We start from the raw sequence: 15863 nt of genomic DNA, 5'->3' as shown, positions 1-15863 counted from the left end.
ATGCACGCAGAACCTCCGCTGCCCCCGATTGCATCCGACGTCCCTTCGGCCTGGGGGCGCGTCAGAGGCTCCCGACGGATCGCCGACAAGGTCCTGAAGGCGAGCGCGTGGATCGCCACGGGCATATCGGTCGTGGTCCTGTTCTGGATCCTCGGCATGCTGATCATCCAGGGCGGCTCTTCCCTGTCCTGGTCCGTCTTCACCCAGGCGACGCCTGGTCCCGGCTCCGAAGGCGGGGGATTGGCGAACGCCATCGTCGGCAGCTTCGTCCTGACCTTCCTGGGGATCGCCGTGGCCACCCCGATCGGGGTTCTCGCCGGCACTTACCTCGCGGAGTACGGCCGCGGCTCGAAGCTGGCGGCCCTCATCGGGTTCCTCAACGACATTCTGCTGTCGGCGCCGTCCATCCTCATCGGGCTGTTCGTCTACACCCTCGTCGTCCAACCGATGGGCACCTACTCGGGCTGGGCCGGCGCCATCGCGCTCGCCATCATCGCCCTTCCGGTCATCGTGCGCACCACCGACGACATGCTCGGCCTCGTTCCAGGTACGCTGCGGGAAGCAGGCGTCGCACTCGGTGCTCCGACGTCGATGGTGACGCAGCGGGTGACGTGGCGGGCGGCGCGGGCGGGTATCGTCACCGGCATCCTGCTCGCACTCGCCCGCATCGCCGGCGAAACGGCCCCCCTGCTGTTCACGGCGCTGAACAACAATTCGTGGTTCGGTCCCCAACTGATCGGCGGGATCCCGAACCTGCCCGTGACGATCTTCCAGTTCGCCTCCGCGCCCTACGAGAACTGGCGTCAGCTGGCTTGGGCCGGCGCCCTGATCATCACAGCCGCCATTCTCCTCTTCTCCGTCACCGCCCGCTATGCGCTTGGAAGGGACAACGCCCGATGAGTGCCGCCCCGATCACGACCCAGACCACCGTCGGCCATGCCGACGCCAACGACCGCGCGCGTGTCCGCATGTCGGTCAAGAACCTGGATTTCTATTACGGCCAGTTCCACGGCCTGAAGAAGATCAACCTCAGCTTCTACGATCGCCAGGTCACGGCATTGATCGGCCCCTCGGGCTGCGGGAAGTCGACGCTTCTCCGGACCTTCAACCGGATCTACAGTCTCTATCCGGAGCAGCGCGCCGAGGGCGAGATCATCTTCGACGGCCGCAACATCCTCGACCCCCGGCTCGACCTGAACGAACTGCGCGCCCGCATCGGCATGGTGTTCCAGAAGCCCACGCCGTTCCCCATGTCGATCTACGACAACGTCGCCTTCGGTCTTCGCCTCAACGAAAGGTTGCCGAAATCCGAGCTCGACGACCGCGTCGAGCAGGCGCTCCGCAGAAGCGCCCTCTGGACCGAGGTGAAGGACAAGCTCAAGCAATCCGGCATGGGTCTTTCGGGTGGCCAACAACAGCGTCTCTGCATCGCCCGGACCATCGCCCAGAAGCCCGAGATCATCCTGTTCGACGAGCCGACCTCCGCGCTCGATCCAATCTCGACCGGCAAGATCGAGGAGTTGATCGAACAATTGAAGAGCGAGTTCACGATCGTGATCGTGACCCACAACATGCAGCAGGCCGCCCGTATCTCGCAGTTCACGACGTTCATGTATCTCGGCGAAGTCATCGAGTTCGGTCCGACGCCCCGCATCTTCATGAGCCCGGAGCAGCGCCAGACCCAGGACTACATCACGGGCCGGTTCGGGTGAGAGCAGCCATCGCCGACGGAATGGACGGAATCAGCACCGACGGCCGTCGAAGCGACGGTCGTCACCGGAACAACGCCCCCTTGGGGCATCTCGGGCGAGGACAGTGACCATGGGCGATCACATCGTCAGTTCCTACGACCAGGACCTCGAAGGTCTGCGCAGGACCATCTCGGAGATGGGCGGCATCGCCGAAAAGATGATGGCCGAGGCGACCGACGCCCTGGTCCGCCGCGACGCGACCCTCGCCCGGGCCGTGATCGCCGCCGACAAGCGCCTGGACGTGCTTCAGCGTCAGATCGAGGAGAGCGCGATCCTCATCATCGCGAGGCGTCAGCCGATCGCCGTCGATCTGCGCGAGACGGTTTCGGCGATCCGGGTCTCGAACGATCTGGAGCGCATCGGCGACCACGCCAAGAACATCGCCAAGCGCGTCGTCGCCATCAGCGAGGAAACGCAACCGCAGAAGATCGTGCTCGGCGTGCAGCACATGAGCGACCTGGTGCAGGAGCAGCTCAAGGACGTGCTCGACGCCTATGCCAGCCGCAACCTCGACGCCGCCCACGACGTCTGGGAGCGCGACGGCGCCGTCGACGCTCTCTACAACTCGCTGTTCCGCGAGCTCCTGACCTACATGATGGAGGATCCGCGCAACATCTCGTTCTGCACGCACCTGCTGTTCTGCGCCAAGAACGTCGAGCGCATCGGCGACCACACCACCAACGTCGCCGAGACGATCCACTATCTCGTCACCGGCCAGGCCCTGGACGAGGATCGCCCCAAGGACGATGCCTCGAACTACGCCACCGTGCCGCACGAGGCGAACGCCCAAGGGGTCTGATCCGGCTAGATCATGAATGCACGCATCCTGTTAGTCGAGGACGAGGAATCCCTCACCACGCTCCTACGCTACAATCTCGAGGCGGAAGGCTTCGAGGTCGATTGCGTCGCGCGAGGCGACGAGGCCGAGTTGCGCCTGCGCGAACATCTGCCGGATCTCGTTCTCCTGGACTGGATGCTTCCGGGCCTGTCGGGCATCGAAGTCTGCCGCCGCATCCGCGCCCGCGCCGAAACGCACACGCTGCCGGTCATCATGCTCACCGCCCGGGGCGAGGAAGGCGACCGCGTTCGCGGACTTTCCACGGGTGCCGACGACTACATCACGAAACCGTTCTCGGTACCGGAGCTTCTCGCGCGGGTGCGCGCTCTGCTCCGGAGGACAAAGCCGTCGCATCTGGCCAACGTCCTGATCGCCGGCGACCTCGAACTGGATCGGGCCAGCCACCGCATCCGTCGGGCAAATCGGGAGATCCACCTCGGTCCGACCGAGTTCAAGCTTCTGGAATTCCTGATGCGCAGCCCCGGCCGGGTGTACTCGCGCGAGCAACTCCTCGACGGCGTATGGGGCCACGACGTCTACATCGACGAACGCACCGTCGACGTCCATGTCGGCCGCCTGCGCAAGGCCATCAACCGGCCGAAGCAGAACGACCCGATCCGGACCGTACGCGGCTCCGGCTATTCGTTCGACGAGATGTTCTATCAGGCGACCGGTTGACTTGGAGGCGCGGCTTATCGATCCCGTGTGGATGGAACCGACCCGCCCGCTCGCCAGAAGACGTCTCGAGCGCGCCATCGACGCAGCCCTCGGCGGAAATTCCACACAAGAGCCGTCGAACCTCGCACAGATCCAGAGGAAGCTTTCGACGCTCTCCCAGGAGAAGCGCTTCCTCCTCTACGCGTACCTCGTGCACGAGCCGGAACACCTGACCTCCCAGGAAATCGCGCTCGGCATCAAGGACCTGCATAGCAACGTTCTACGCAACCTCCATGTGCTGACGGCGGAGAGGATGCTCGACGTTCGCAAGGATGCCGACACCGGCATCTGCCGGTATGCCGTCGACAGGGTCGTGGCCGGGCAACTCTCCGAGTTCTTCGCCGCCGGCAGGACCGGCGAATGATCGCACCGCGACCCGCACAGGAACGCCGGTAGGTCGTCTCGTCGACACGGTCCGGCGCGGCTGCCGCTCGGGAGGCGTGATCATCTGCGCCAGATTGCGTCCGCGAAGTATCGCATGAAGACCGCTGCTCCGAGACCGCCCAGAAGACCGTGCAGCCAGGCCAGTTCGCTGTGGGGAGGTCCGCTCAAGGCCGCCCCGTAGGCGACCGCCAATCCGACGACGACGGTCACGACGGCGTCGGCCAGCCGCCGCGCGGCATCGCGTGACTTCGGCTCGCAATCCGCCACCGATCGTGGAACCGAAGGGACTTGAGAACGCGATTTGCGCACCGTCATTCTCCGCACCCCGGGACGATCGTCGTCATGGGCCTCTCAGAGGCACCGATGGCCGGCATCATCGGATCAGGACGGCGCGGCATAGTCCTGGCTCTTGAACGAGTGGCCTGCCATCCCCTCCGGAGCGTCGGCGATCTTCCGGACGTTGCCCCAGGTCTGCTTGAAGTTCGGGATCACGAACTCGTTGACGCCCGAGGACACCGTGTTGCCCTGCACGCCCGTCGGGAATCCGAACAGCATGAAGGTCTGCTTCGGCTTCGCCCGCTCGGTCGGGTAGACCATCGCCTGGGTCGAGCCGTTGTCGTTGAAGACCTCCACGAGGTCGCCGGCCTTGAGTTTCAGGTCGGCGATGTCCTGCGGATGCATCTCGATGGTCGGCCATGGATACCGGTCCATGACGAAGTCGTTGCCCTGATCGAGATAGGCGCTTTGCCAGATATGGTTGGCCCGGCCGTTGTTGATGAGGAAGGGGAACTTCGTCTTCTCCGCCTCCTTGCCCGAGGCCTGGAGGCCGCGCCATGCGGTCTCGTGGAAGCTCGCCTTGCCGTCCTTCGAAGTGAACTTTCCGTCGGCGTAGAGGCGCTTGGTACCGATGATGCGGCGGGTGTCCGTCGGCGCAGAACCGGCCTGGGCCTCGTGCCCGGAGGCGGCCTGTGCCGGCTCCTTGCCCCGCGCGGCCTCGATGGCCGACCCCTGCACGACGGCCCCCTTGTCCTGGCCGGTGGTTGCGCTGGGCGTCACCGGGTCGCCTTCCAGGCCTACGGCCGGCTCCTGAACGCCGTTCGTGCCCATGGCCCGCAGGCGGGCGTAGGTGACGAACTCGCCGCCCTTCTCATGGCGGTGGTAGCCGTCCATGAACGCGTCCTCCTCGGTCTTCCAATCGAAGCCCTTGAAGCGTTCGGCGATGTCCGCCTTGCCCATCTCCCGGAACACCCGCTCCATGTGATTGGCGAGACGTGCCGCGATCAGGCAATCCGGCATCGAGCGCCCGGGCGGATCCATGTAGCGTTCGGTCAGGCGCAGGCGTCGCTCGCCGTTCATTGAGGTGAGGTTCATCTCACCCGACGTCGCCGCCGGAAGCCATACGTGGGAGCCCTGGCCGATCTGGGTCGGGACGATGTCGACGTCGACGGAGAACAGGCCGCCCTTGTCGATTGCCGCGACGATCGCGGCGACCATCGTCTTGCGGTCGCCCCACGGCACGCCCGACATGGCGTCCTTCACGATGTCGGTCCGGCGCTTGTAGACGGTCTTGAACTGGAGCGCGTTCAGCGTCGTCTTGTAGTGGTCGCAGCCCCAGATGTGGTGGACGCCTCCACCACCCTCGATCAGCAGCTTGTCGACGTATGGGGCCGGTCGGCCGATATGGGCGTCGGAGGGACGAGCGTAGCCCTCCTGGTGGCCGCCGAGCCGGACGCAGCCGCCGCCGGGCCGCCCGATGTTGCCGGTGGCGAGGGCGATGTTCACGATGGCGCCGTTGGTCCGGTAGTTGTCGTTGCCCCAGATCAGGCCCTTCTCGTAGGCCAGCATGGTTCGGCGGCGATGGCCGCCCTCCTTGGGCTGCGCGATCCACTCGGCTCCCTTGCGGATCTGATCCACCGACAGGCCCGTGAGACCCGCGGCTTCTTCCAGGCTTATCCGGTTGGCCGTGCGTGCCTTCTCGAACTCCTTGGTCGAGCCTTTGATGAAGTCGGCGTCGGTCCAGCCCTTGTCGGCAATGTACGTGAACCAGGCGTTGAGCAGGACGAGGTCGGTGCCGGAGTTGATGGGCAGGTGCAGGACGTTCCCGGGACCTGCCTCGACCTCGCAGGCGTTGACCGAGACCGTGCGGCGCGGGTCGACGATGATGATCCGCCCCTGGGCATGGGGCTCGCCAGGCAATTGCTGCTTCTTCTTGTCCAGCGAGCCGCCGTTCAAGTTCGGCACCCAGTGGTTGAGGAAGTAGTTGGTCTGCGCTTCCAGCGGGTTGGCGCCGACGACGAGGATCGTGTCGGCGAGCTCGGCGTCCTCGTAGCAGTTGTTCAGCTCGCCCACGCCCATGTCCCGGGTCGCGTGGACCTCGGAATTGTAGGCCGGACGGTTGTGGATGCGGATGTTCCGCACCTTCATGGCGCCGAAGTAGAGCTTGCCGGTGCCCCAGGTGTTCTCGTAGCCGCCGCCGGCCCCGCCGTGGTCGTAGACGGACACGAACAGCCCGTCCTCGCCCTTCTGGGCGATGACGGCCGTCGTGACGCGGGCGACGAGATCGAGCGCGTCGTCCCAGCTCGTCGGCTGCATCTGGCCGTAGCGCCAGACCATCGGATCCATGAGGCGCTGGCGCTCGGTGTTCCGGACCGCCGAATGCGTCATCTCGGCCATGCGCGCGCCTCGGATCGAGCCGAGCCCGGAGTTCACCTCGCACGCATTGTCCGGCTTGATGACGAGATGCACGTCGCGCCCGTCCTGGCGGACGATGTTGTACATCGACGGGGCGTACCAGGCCTCGGTGTTGGCCCCCTGCTGCTGCGTCAGATCCGTCTGGAAGACGTTGCCCCCCGCATCCGCGGTTCCCTGCTTGTCGATGTCCCAGGTGTAGGCATGGTATCCACACCCGACGATGCAGTAATGGCAGGTGACGTTGTGCTTCCTGGCGTCGGCCGGGATGATGGGCAGCCGGTCGATCTGTCTCTTGTAGGCCATCTCGGATTCCCCCTCAGAGCACGTTCGACAGGCGGCCGTAGATCAATTCGTCGACGCCTTCGGCGGCGACGTCGCCCTTGTCGTCCACGACGAGCGCGTACTGAGGGAGGTTCTGGGTGGCGTGCCCCCAGGTCTCCTGACCTCCGGCTTCGCAGTCGAAGACCGAGTAGTGGCCCGGGCAGTTCAGGGTTCGCCGCTCGGCGTTGTAGTGGAGAGGGAAGCCCTTGTGCGGGCAGGCGGTGCTGAAGCCGACGATGTCCCGGTCGGGACCGGCGCCGCCTGGAACGGCGCGGCCCAGCTTGATCAGTACGCCTGGCGCGTCTGCGTCCGGGTAGGCGACGTCGAAGGGCTCGTTCGGCTTGAGGTCCTTCAGGTTGGCGAGCCGGCTCCGGGGATAGGCGACCCGTGCGGTCGGCGTGGCCGCCTTGGTGGGCTGGGCTGCCATGACCGTCGTAGCGGCGGCACCCGCCGCGACGACGCCCGCGCCGGACAGGAACTTCCTTCGGCCGACATCGACCAACAGACCGCAGCGCTTCATGAGGACCTCCCGACGCGTTTGGGCTTTGGGCTCCCTCCGCAGGGCGCGTGCCATTCGTCGAGTTTAGCTAAGCGTCTCGGAAACAACGGCTTTATGCGATCAGTCCGAGTACGTGCGACCGGACATCCGAACGTCGCGCGGCATCGACGTTTGGATGTCCGAACGTGTCCCGGGCTTGTTGCAACAACTGGCGTCGGTGAGATCGCCTCAGCTGGTGTCGCCACACCCGACGTCGGACCTGGCCGCCATCGCCACCGCGGTGCCCCACGCCTGCGCCGCCATCTGGATCGGGTCCCATGGGCTGCTGAGCGGTGGGGTGTAGCTTAGGTCCAGGTCGTTGAGGTCCTCGACCGTGGCCTCCTGGAATAGCGCGGTAGCCACGATATCGATTCGCTTCGAGATCTCGGCCGTGCGCCGTCCGAGGATCTGGGCGCCGAGCAGGCGGCCGCTGTTGCGGTCTCCGGTGATCCGCAGGTGCAGCCTGACCGAACCGGGATAGTACGCCTTGTGGTCGTCCGCGTCGAAGACGACCGTGAACGGATCGAAGCCGGCGTCACGCGCCTCGCCGTCGAGCAGTCCGGTTCGGGCGATCACGAGGTCGAACACCTTCAGGCTCTGCGTTCCCAGCGCGCCCGCGAACATCCTGTCGCCGCCGACCGCGTTCTCGCCGGCCACCCGGCCTTGCTTGTGCGAAAGGGTACCGAGCGAGATGTACACGCGCTCCCCGAGCAGGCGGTGGTATGTCTCGACGCAGTCGCCGGCCGCGAGGACGTCGGGCAGGCTCGTTTCCATCCGCCTGTTCACGGCGATGGCCCCCCGTGTCCCGAGCCGAGCGCCGGCCGCGCCGGCAAGGTCGCTGGCCGGCCGTACGCCGACCGCGAGGATCACGAGGTCCGTAGGATGCGTCGCGCCGGTCGTGTCCATGACGGACAAGGCGGTGTCGGCTCCGCGATCGATCCGCGTGGCGCCGACACCGGTCTCGACACGGACGCCGTGGCCACGAAGCTCGTCCGCGACCATTCCTCCGAATGCGGCATCCACGGTGGGATGGACCGTCGGCGTACGGCTCAACAACGTGACGTCGAGCCCGCGCGTCGTCAGCGCCTCGGCCATCTCGAGCCCGATGTAGCCGCCCCCGATCACTACGGCCTTCCTCGGCGCCCGCTCGGTCAGATGGCGATGGATGGCGAAACTGTCCCGCATGGTTTGCAGCAGGTATACGCCGTCCCGCTCGGCGCCCGGGATATCCGGCAAGGCCGGAGCCGCGCCCGTGGCGATGACCAGGCGGTCGTAGCCCATCGTTCCGGTCCGGCCGTCATGCTCGACCTCGATGGTCTTGGCGGCCGCGTCGATGGACAGCGCCCGATGCCGGTGCAGGATGTCGATGCCGGGAAACTCGGTGCGATGGGCGAGGTCATGCCAATCCGGGGTTTCGCCGCCGAGGTAGTACGGCAATCCGCAGATGCTGAAGTTCGGGAAGTCGTCGGCGAGAAGGAGCGAGATCCTGATGTCGGGGTCGATCTCCCGGGCGCGCAACGCGGCGCTGATTCCGGCGTCGCTGCCTCCGACGATGACAAGGTGCATGCCAAGTCTCCCCTCTCGTGATCATGGGCGTCGGCCGGGCTCCGGCCTGGCGTCGGACGACGCGTCGATTCCGAGGCGGCGCATCTTCTCCCACATGGTCGTCCGCGAGATGCCCAGGGCGGCCGCCGCGGCGGCGATGCCACCCTCGGCATCGGCCAGCGCACGCCGGATCTCCCGGCTTTCGGCCTCGTCGCGAGCCGCTTCCAAGGACACGGCCCTCACGGACCGCTCGCCAGTCGCCACCCTGTCCGGGAAGAGGTCGCCGGTCATCAGGTAGCGACCGGGCGCGAGTGCGACGGCGCGCTCGATCCGGTTCCGAAGTTCGCGCGCGTTCCCTGGCCACGAATGGGCACGCAGTTCCCCCATCGCCAGCGACCCTATGCCGGCGACGTCGGACCCGAGATCGGCGGCCAGGGTGTCCAGCAGGCGCGTGGCGAGCCATTCGACGTCGTCCGGTCGCATCCTCAAGGGAGGAATGGGGACCGTGAGGACGTTGATGCGGTAGTAAAGGTCTTCGCGGAAAGTACCTGCCTTCACGCGTTCCGTGAGATCGGCGTTGGTGGCGCAGACCAACCGGGCGCCCAGCGGAACCGCAATTTCGCCGCCGACCCTGTGGAACGACCGATCCTCGATCAGGCGCAGGAGCTTGGCCTGCAGCTTCAGGTCGAGCTCGCCGATCTCGTCGAGGAACAGGATGCCGTTGCGCGCTCGTTCCGCGTAGCCGAGGTGCCGCGTCGCCGCCCCGGTGAAGGCTCCCTTCTCGTGCCCGAGAAGTTCGCTCTCCATCAGATCCTTGGGAATGGCGGCGCAGTTCACCGCAACGAACGGTCCGGGATCCGGTGCACGCAAGCCGTGAAGGAACCTCGCGCAGACTTCCTTGCCGACGCCGGTCTCCCCGGTGAGCAGGACGGTGGAGGAGATGCGGCCGATCCGTCGAAGGAGGCGCTCGACCTCGATCATGCCTGGCGACACCCCGAGGACCGGTGTGCCCGGACGTTCAAGCGGCCTCAGGAGTTGCTCCACCCGACCGAGGAAGACCGTCATCTCGAAGGGTTTGGTCAGATAGTCGCCCGCGCCTGCCCGCATCAGCCTCACGGCCTGGTCGATGTCGCCATGACCGGTGATGAACAGGAATGGCGGCACGTCCGTAAACGCCGATACCGCTCCGAAGACCTCTTCGCCGGTGCCGTCCGGCAGACGGATGTCGGATATCACGAGGTCCGTGGTTCCGAACCGGAGCTCCGCGACCGCCGCGGCGCAACCCTTCAACCATCGGACCGTGGCGCCTTCCAGCGTGAGGCGGTCGACCAGAGACTCCCCCATGATGGGATCGTCCTCGATCAGTGTGATCGTCCGTCCCTCAAGCGACATCGGCGAGCCTGTCGGGAACGGTCCTGCGGACAGGCACGGCGACCCGGACAGCGGTACCGCCGGCATCGCGGATCGTGGAGGCAACGGTGCCGCCCATCTCGATGACGAGGCGCCGGACCAGCGGCAGGCCCAGCCCGTTGCCGGGACCACCCGCCGTTCCGCCGTCCTCACGGCCGGCAAGGACCGCCTGCCCATGCCCATCCAGGCCGGGCCCGGCATCCCAGACGGTGATGATCAGGACGTCGTCGTCGACGATGGCCGCCAGCGACACCTCCCCGTCCGGAGGCGTCGCCTGCGCGGCGTTCAGCAGCAGGTTGAGCACCACCTGACGCAGGGGCATCGCCGGGACTGCGACGGGCCGATCGAGGGCGTTGTCCCAGGTGAGAACCAATCCGCGGCGACCAATCTCCGGTCCGACGAGCAATCGAAGGTCGTCGAGATCGGCCGGCGCAAGGTCGCGCTCTTCCCGGTCGATGCGGTGTGTGACGAGCGTGGCGCGCACCACGTCGCGGATGCCCTTCAGGCCGCGCTCGACGAGGTCGAGACTGCGGCGGCGTACGTCGGGACGGTCTCCGTGCGCCTTCAGCGTGTCGATTGCGGTGAACAGGCCGCCCAACGGGTTGTTGATCTCGTGAGCCATGCCGGAAGCCAGGCGGCCGAGGCTCGCGTGGCGCTCCTCCTCGGCCAGGCGTCGAGCGAGGACCTGTCTCTCTCGAACGGCTTCCGCCATCGCATTGAACGCCGCGTAGAGGTGCCGCCCTTCGGCGCCGACCCGGCGAGCCTCTTCGGTCGGGATGGGAACGATGCCGTCGCCGGGTTCCGCCTGCAGATGGCGGGACAGGGTCCGGAGCGACCTCGTCATATGCCTGACCGTCAGCCAGGCGAGGATGGCGAGGCCGACGGTGATACCGAGGTTCGTCGCGAGCAGCGTCCACTGTACCGCGCGCCGCTCGGCCGCGAGCGGAGCGAGATCGAAGGTGGCGTAGACGGTTCCGACCGGTTGACCACCCGAGGAGAGATTCCGCTTCGCGAGCGCCTTGCCGCCGTCGGTACGGATGCCGAGGGCCTGGGCCGGCGCCGCCTCGGTCAGGAACTGAGACGGCAGCGCGGCCCACGACCGGAAGGTCTTGGGATCCGAAGCAGCGATGATGCGGTCGTCACGGGACGCGACGACGGTGTCGGTCGGTCGGAGCCCGGCATGATCCTGGCGGCTGCGATCGAGGGCGTCGTAGACTTCCCAGACGTCCTCGCGGATGACCGGATCGGTGAGCGCCGCGGCGAGACCGTCGAGATGGGCGGCTGCGACATCGCGCAGCCGACGGGTCTGAGCCTCGTCGAGGCGATCGAGGACCTGCCACGATACGATGGTCGCCACGCTCGCCATGAAGACCACGACGACGACAGGCAGCTTCGCCGCCACCGGTAGCGGGCGCGCCCTCATTCCGGCAGCCCCCGGACCGCGGCGATCTTGGCGGCGATGGGGCCGTAGATCGCGATGTCTTCCTGCCGGAAGCCGTCGAGACGCAACATGCCGAGGACCACGCGGCCATCGGCGTCGTCGGCCATCCGCGTCAGTGCGGACCGGAAGCGGACGGCCATCTCGGATTGCGCCGCCGAGGAGGCGAATGCCACGGGAGGAAAGGCGAGCCATTCCGACGCGCGCACGATGCGGGTCCGTTCGATCAACGACGGTTCCGTCTCGCGCATCACCTCGTAGACGTAGCCGTCGACGCTGCCGCTGTCGGCCAGCCCGGAGCCGACCGCGCGCACGACGTTCCGATGCCCCCAAGCGAAGAAGGTCCGGCTGAAGAACCGGTCGGGCGATTGTCCGACTGCCGTGAGTTCGGCCGCCGTGACCAACCAACCGCTGTTGCTGTCCGGGTCGGAAAAGGCGTGGATGTCACCGCCGAGGTCGGTAAGACCATCGGCTTGTCGGTCCCGGGACGTGATGAGGTAGGATTGATACAATGGCCGCCCTCGCCATACGGGGACGGCGCCGAGGGCGAGCCTCGAGCGGGCTGCGACCAGCGGGAAGCCGCAGATCCACGCGGCTTCGAGTTCGCCGGAGATCAGAAGCGACGTGATCTCCTGGTAGGTGCGCCGCGTGACGAGCCGCACGGGCTGGCCGAGGACGCGCTCCAGATAGGATTTGAGCCGCGCCAGGAGTTCGAGGTCCGAGGTCAGGCAGACCGGCGTAAGGCCGAACCGGATCTCGTCCGTCCTCGCCGCGCCACGCCCGATCGAGGGCATGGCGCAGAGGGCCATGGCGGCCGGCAGGATTTCCCTGCGCGATGGCCGCCACGGCGTCATTGCGGCCCCAGCACCGGAAGCCAGAGGGCCAGCGCGAGGAGGGTGACCAGCAGGACCGGCGGCGTGATCACGAGACCGACCTTCATGTACTGGCCCCATCCGATCTTCTGGCCCTTGCCGGCCAGCACGTGCAGCCACAATAGCGTCGCGAGGCTGCCGATGGGGGTGAATTTCGGTCCCAGGTCACAGCCGATCACGTTGGCGTAGACCATGAGTTCGCGCGTCAGAGGCGACAGGTCCGGCGCCTGCTGGATCGAGAGCGCCCCGAGCAGCACGCTCGGCATGTTGTTCATCACCGAGGAGATGATGGCCGCGGCAAAGCCCGTGCCGACCGTGGCGACCCACGGGCCTTGGTCGGCGAGCCATGCGAGACCGCGTGCGAGATGGTCGGTCAAGCCGGCGTTCTTGAGCCCGTAGACGACGAGGTACATGCCGATGCTGAACAGAACGATCTGCCAGGGCGCGCCTGCGAGCACCTTTCGGATCGGGATGACGCCACTGTCGCCGCCCGCGAACCATCGGCCGGCCAGGGCGAGGAGCACGAGGGCTCCCGTGCCCGTCACGACCGAGACCGGGACCTCGAACGGCGCGGTGACGAAGTAGGCCGCCAACAGCAGGGCGAGCAGGGGGAACGCCGCCTTGAACACGACCGGGTCCTTGACGGCCGACCGAGGCGCTTCGAGGTGGTCCACCGGATAGGCCGCAGGGATGTCCCGCCGGTAGAACAGCCAGAGGACGACCAGGGTCGCCGCGAGCGAAACCAGGTTCACCGGCACCATGACCGCCGCGTAGCGGCCGAACGAGACGCCGAAGTAGTTGGCGCTCACGATGTTCACGAGGTTCGAGATGACCAGCGGCAGGCTGGTCGAATCGGCCACGAACCCGCAGGCGATGATGAAGGCCATGGCCGCCGCCGGCTTGAAGTCGAGGCGGATGAGGATGGCCAGCACGATGGGCGTCAGGAGCAGCGCGGCGCCGTCGTTGGCGAACACCGCCGCGATGGCGGCGCCGAGCAGGATGACGAGCGGGAACAGGAGCCGGCCCCGGCCTCCGCCGAAGCGGGCGATGTGGAGCGCCGCCCAGTGGAAGAAGCCGGCCTCGTCGAGCAGCAGCGAGATGATGATCAGTGCGACGAAGGTGAAGGTCGCGTCCCAGACGATGTGCCAGACCGTCGGAATGTCGCCGGGATGGATTACGCCTAGAGCCAGGGCGACGGCTGCGCCCGCCAGGGCGCTCCAGCCGATGCCGAGGCCCTTCGGCTGCCAGATGACAAAGACGAGAGTGACGATGAAGATGGTGAACGCGAGCATCTAAGCCGTTTCTTGTTCTTGGCGGGACGAGGGTTCAGGCGGTGGCGACGCGGCGACCGTGTTCGTCGACGACGCGCTCGCCGTCCTCCTTGACGAACGCGCCCTGCTGGGGCGGGAGCAGGTCGAGCACCGCTTCGGACGGGCGGCAGAGACGCCCGCCCTTGGGTGTCACCACGACGGGCCGGTTCATCAGGATCGGATGCTCGCCGATGGCATCGAGCAGCCGATCGTCGGACAGCTCCGGGTCGCCGAGACCGAGCTCGGCATAGGGCGTGCCCTTCTCCCGCAGAAGATCCCGGACCGTGATGCCGGCGCGCTCCGCGAGCCGACGCACCATCGTCCGGCTCGGCGGAGTCTTGAGGTACTCGATCACATGGGGCTCGATCCCGGCATTGCGGATGAGCGCCAGGGTGTTCCGCGAGGTTCCGCAATCCGGATTGTGGTAGATCACGACGTCCGTCATGCGACCTCCGGGCGTCCGGAGGTTGCGCCTGCCATGTGGCCGATTTCGCGGACCTGGGCGGCGAGCGATACCTGATCGAGACTGGCCATCGGCAGCGCCAGGAACGCCGAAATCCGGTTCTTGAGGTACCGCTGGGCGGTGACGAAGGCCGCGCGGCGGTCCATCTCGCTGCCTTCGACGGCGGCTGGATCCTCGATGCCCCAATGGGCCGTGACCGGCTGGCCGGGCCAGTACGGGCAGGCCTCTCCCGCGGCGTTGTCACAGACCGTGAAGACGAAATCCATCACGGGTGCATCCGGGCTCGAAAACTCGTCCCAGGATTTCGAGCGCAACCCTTCGGTCGGATACTCGGATTCGCGCAGGATCCGGATTGCGAGCGGGTTGACCTCGGCCTTCGGCTGGCTGCCCGCCGAGAACGCGCGGAAGCGCCCGTGGCCGTGCTTCGCCAGCATCGCCTCGGCGAGGATGGAGCGGGCGGAGTTGCCGGTGCAGAGGAACAGGACGTTGTAGACGCGGTCAGACATGGGCGGTCTCTCCGGTAGGGTTGCAGCAGGCGGACAGGGCGGCGACGGCCGGGGCGCAGACCTCGGGCCTGCCCTGGCAGCAGTCGCGCATCAGGAATTCGATGAGGCCCGAGAGCGCCGGATAGACGGCGCTGTAGATGATCGAGCGACCGTCGCGCCTGGCCTCGATCAGCCCGGAACGGTCGAGTTCCTTCAGATGGAACGAGAGGTTCGACGTCGAGACGCCGATGGCATTCGCGAGCACGCCGGCCGCAAGGCCGTCAGGGCCGGCCGTCACCAGGTGACGGACGATCCGGAGGCGATGTTCCTGAGCCAACGCCGCGAAGGCGGAAAGGGCTTGCCGTTCGTCCATCGGCACTCCAATATCTCAATACGTTTTGAGATGTAGAGGATCATCGACGCGTGGACAAGCCCCGACAGCCCTTCACCGACGGAATGCCGAACCTGGACGAAGCGCATTTCGAGGTGCCGACCAATGGTCACCTCGACCTTCGCGAACGTTTCCGGCACGCGCCACGCTTCCTGATCCTCTACGGTTCGCTGCGCGAGCGGTCGTTCTCCCGGTTCCTGGCCTACGAGGCCGCACGGCTGCTGGAAGCCATGGGCGGCGATGTCCGGATCTACGACGCGCACGGACTGCCGCTTCCCGACGACGCCACCGCCGACCATCCGAAGGTGCAGGAGCTACGCAACCTTTCAATTTGGTCGGAAGGTCACGTGTGGGTGAGCCCGGAGCGGCATGGCAACCTGACGGGCGTGATCAAGAGCCAGATCGACTGGCTACCCCTCTCGGAGGGATCGGTGCGGCCGACGCAGGGCCGGACGCTCGCTGTCATGCAGGTGTCCGGCGGGTCGCAGAGCTTCAACGCAGTGAACTCACTCCGCGTCTTAGGACGCTGGATGCGGATGATCACCATCCCGAACCAGTCGTCGGTGCCGATGGCCTACAAGGAGTTCGACGAGGCCGGCCGGATGAGGCCGGGACCGCTATACGACCGGGTCGTCGACGTCTGCGAGGAGTTGGTGAAGTTCACCCTTCTGACCCGCGAGCGGGCTGGCTACCTCGTCGATCGCTACAG

The 15863-nt window shown here is 66.8% G+C and carries 17 protein-coding genes; 6 read left to right on the top strand and 11 right to left on the bottom strand.

Annotation, left to right across the window (positions count from 1 at the left end):
• The 5 genes from pstA to HCU64_RS21125 all read left to right on the top strand — a co-directional run bounded on the left by pstA (position 1) and on the right by HCU64_RS21125 (position 3670).
• Positions 1-900, top strand: a complete 900-nt coding sequence (pstA, locus tag HCU64_RS21145; RefSeq protein WP_233386242.1) for a phosphate ABC transporter permease PstA — start codon at positions 1-3, stop codon at positions 898-900.
• Positions 897-1712: a phosphate ABC transporter ATP-binding protein PstB gene (gene pstB / locus HCU64_RS21140; RefSeq protein ID WP_233386241.1), complete on the top strand. Its 816-nt coding sequence runs from the start codon at positions 897-899 to the stop codon at positions 1710-1712. Before pstA ends, pstB begins: the two co-directional genes overlap by 4 nt.
• Positions 1713-1821: 109 nt before the next feature.
• Positions 1822-2550 (top strand): phosphate signaling complex protein PhoU, encoded by a 729-nt coding sequence (gene phoU, locus HCU64_RS21135; protein ID WP_233386239.1) that lies wholly within the window; start codon positions 1822-1824, stop codon positions 2548-2550.
• Positions 2551-2562: 12 nt separating this feature from the next.
• Entirely contained in the window at positions 2563-3267 is a 705-nt protein-coding gene (gene phoB, locus HCU64_RS21130; RefSeq protein ID WP_233386237.1) for a phosphate regulon transcriptional regulator PhoB, read from the top strand.
• Positions 3268-3298: 31 nt separating this feature from the next.
• Complete coding sequence (locus HCU64_RS21125; protein WP_233386236.1) at positions 3299-3670, top strand: hypothetical protein; 372 nt, start codon at positions 3299-3301, stop codon at positions 3668-3670.
• Between the two features lie 80 nt (positions 3671-3750).
• Here HCU64_RS21125 and HCU64_RS21120 read toward each other — a convergent pair whose 3' ends face one another.
• The 11 genes from HCU64_RS21120 to HCU64_RS21070 form a co-directional block, all read right to left on the bottom strand.
• The gene (locus HCU64_RS21120) at positions 3751-3957 is read right to left on the bottom strand and encodes a hypothetical protein (RefSeq protein ID WP_233386235.1); all 207 of its coding nucleotides are present in this window, start codon (positions 3955-3957) and stop codon (positions 3751-3753) included.
• Positions 3958-4071: 114 nt separating this feature from the next.
• Positions 4072-6684, bottom strand: a complete 2613-nt coding sequence (locus HCU64_RS21115) for an arsenate reductase (azurin) large subunit (RefSeq protein WP_233386234.1) — start codon at positions 6682-6684, stop codon at positions 4072-4074.
• 13 nt (positions 6685-6697) lie between these two features.
• Positions 6698-7222, bottom strand: a complete 525-nt coding sequence (locus HCU64_RS21110) for an arsenate reductase (azurin) small subunit (protein WP_233386233.1) — start codon at positions 7220-7222, stop codon at positions 6698-6700.
• A 207-nt stretch (positions 7223-7429) separates the two neighbouring features.
• Complete coding sequence (locus HCU64_RS21105) at positions 7430-8806, bottom strand: FAD-dependent oxidoreductase (protein ID WP_233386232.1); 1377 nt, start codon at positions 8804-8806, stop codon at positions 7430-7432.
• 21 nt (positions 8807-8827) lie between these two features.
• Positions 8828-10177 (bottom strand): sigma-54-dependent transcriptional regulator, encoded by a 1350-nt coding sequence (locus HCU64_RS21100; RefSeq protein ID WP_233386231.1) that lies wholly within the window; start codon positions 10175-10177, stop codon positions 8828-8830.
• A complete protein-coding gene (locus HCU64_RS21095; RefSeq protein ID WP_233386230.1) occupies positions 10167-11618 on the bottom strand; it encodes a sensor histidine kinase in 1452 nt (483 codons plus the stop codon). The genes HCU64_RS21100 and HCU64_RS21095 overlap by 11 nt, the downstream gene beginning before the upstream one ends.
• The gene (locus HCU64_RS21090; protein WP_233386228.1) at positions 11615-12487 is read right to left on the bottom strand and encodes a substrate-binding domain-containing protein; all 873 of its coding nucleotides are present in this window, start codon (positions 12485-12487) and stop codon (positions 11615-11617) included. Before HCU64_RS21090 ends, HCU64_RS21095 begins: the two co-directional genes overlap by 4 nt.
• Positions 12484-13797 carry an arsenic transporter gene (locus HCU64_RS21085; protein ID WP_233386226.1) on the bottom strand — a complete coding sequence of 438 codons (1314 nt, stop codon included), beginning with the start codon at positions 13795-13797 and terminating at the stop codon, positions 12484-12486. The genes HCU64_RS21090 and HCU64_RS21085 overlap by 4 nt, the downstream gene beginning before the upstream one ends.
• Before the next feature lie 34 nt (positions 13798-13831).
• Entirely contained in the window at positions 13832-14260 is a 429-nt protein-coding gene (gene arsC / locus HCU64_RS21080) for an arsenate reductase (glutaredoxin) (RefSeq protein WP_233386225.1), read from the bottom strand.
• The gene (locus tag HCU64_RS21075) at positions 14257-14784 is read right to left on the bottom strand and encodes an arsenate reductase ArsC (protein WP_233386224.1); all 528 of its coding nucleotides are present in this window, start codon (positions 14782-14784) and stop codon (positions 14257-14259) included. The genes arsC and HCU64_RS21075 overlap by 4 nt, the downstream gene beginning before the upstream one ends.
• Positions 14777-15136: an ArsR/SmtB family transcription factor gene (locus HCU64_RS21070; protein ID WP_233386223.1), complete on the bottom strand. Its 360-nt coding sequence runs from the start codon at positions 15134-15136 to the stop codon at positions 14777-14779. The genes HCU64_RS21075 and HCU64_RS21070 overlap by 8 nt, the downstream gene beginning before the upstream one ends.
• A gap of 50 nt (positions 15137-15186) precedes the next feature.
• On the opposite strand from HCU64_RS21070, the gene arsH reads away from it, so the two are divergent.
• The coding region (gene arsH, locus HCU64_RS21065) for an arsenical resistance protein ArsH (protein WP_325170007.1) at positions 15187-15863 on the top strand (677 nt) is incomplete at its 3' end.

The sequence above is a fragment of the Methylobacterium sp. C25 genome, from assembly GCF_021352225.1.
In the GTDB taxonomy this organism is placed as follows: domain Bacteria; phylum Pseudomonadota; class Alphaproteobacteria; order Rhizobiales; family Beijerinckiaceae; genus Methylobacterium.
The sequence above is the reverse complement of the archived record's forward strand: the minus strand, read 5'-3'. Positions and strand labels throughout refer to the sequence as shown.

What these genes read in the sequence shown, in the direction of transcription:
- HCU64_RS21100 (WP_233386231.1), bottom strand. Translation starts at nt 10,177, where the DNA reads ATGTCGCTTGAGGGACGGACGATCACACTGATCGAGGACGATCCCATC.
- HCU64_RS21070 (WP_233386223.1), bottom strand. Translation starts at nt 15,136, where the DNA reads ATGGACGAACGGCAAGCCCTTTCCGCCTTCGCGGCGTTGGCTCAGGAA.
- phoB (WP_233386237.1), top strand. Translation starts at nt 2,563, where the DNA reads ATGAATGCACGCATCCTGTTAGTCGAGGACGAGGAATCCCTCACCACG.
- HCU64_RS21090 (WP_233386228.1), bottom strand. Translation starts at nt 12,487, where the DNA reads ATGACGCCGTGGCGGCCATCGCGCAGGGAAATCCTGCCGGCCGCCATG.
- HCU64_RS21110 (WP_233386233.1), bottom strand. Translation starts at nt 7,222, where the DNA reads ATGAAGCGCTGCGGTCTGTTGGTCGATGTCGGCCGAAGGAAGTTCCTG.
- HCU64_RS21105 (WP_233386232.1), bottom strand. Translation starts at nt 8,806, where the DNA reads ATGCACCTTGTCATCGTCGGAGGCAGCGACGCCGGAATCAGCGCCGCG.
- HCU64_RS21115 (WP_233386234.1), bottom strand. Translation starts at nt 6,684, where the DNA reads ATGGCCTACAAGAGACAGATCGACCGGCTGCCCATCATCCCGGCCGAC.
- HCU64_RS21125 (WP_233386236.1), top strand. Translation starts at nt 3,299, where the DNA reads ATGGAACCGACCCGCCCGCTCGCCAGAAGACGTCTCGAGCGCGCCATC.
- HCU64_RS21075 (WP_233386224.1), bottom strand. Translation starts at nt 14,784, where the DNA reads ATGTCTGACCGCGTCTACAACGTCCTGTTCCTCTGCACCGGCAACTCC.
- phoU (WP_233386239.1), top strand. Translation starts at nt 1,822, where the DNA reads ATGGGCGATCACATCGTCAGTTCCTACGACCAGGACCTCGAAGGTCTG.
- pstB (WP_233386241.1), top strand. Translation starts at nt 897, where the DNA reads ATGAGTGCCGCCCCGATCACGACCCAGACCACCGTCGGCCATGCCGAC.
- HCU64_RS21085 (WP_233386226.1), bottom strand. Translation starts at nt 13,797, where the DNA reads ATGCTCGCGTTCACCATCTTCATCGTCACTCTCGTCTTTGTCATCTGG.
- arsC (WP_233386225.1), bottom strand. Translation starts at nt 14,260, where the DNA reads ATGACGGACGTCGTGATCTACCACAATCCGGATTGCGGAACCTCGCGG.
- pstA (WP_233386242.1), top strand. Translation starts at nt 1, where the DNA reads ATGCACGCAGAACCTCCGCTGCCCCCGATTGCATCCGACGTCCCTTCG.
- HCU64_RS21095 (WP_233386230.1), bottom strand. Translation starts at nt 11,618, where the DNA reads ATGAGGGCGCGCCCGCTACCGGTGGCGGCGAAGCTGCCTGTCGTCGTC.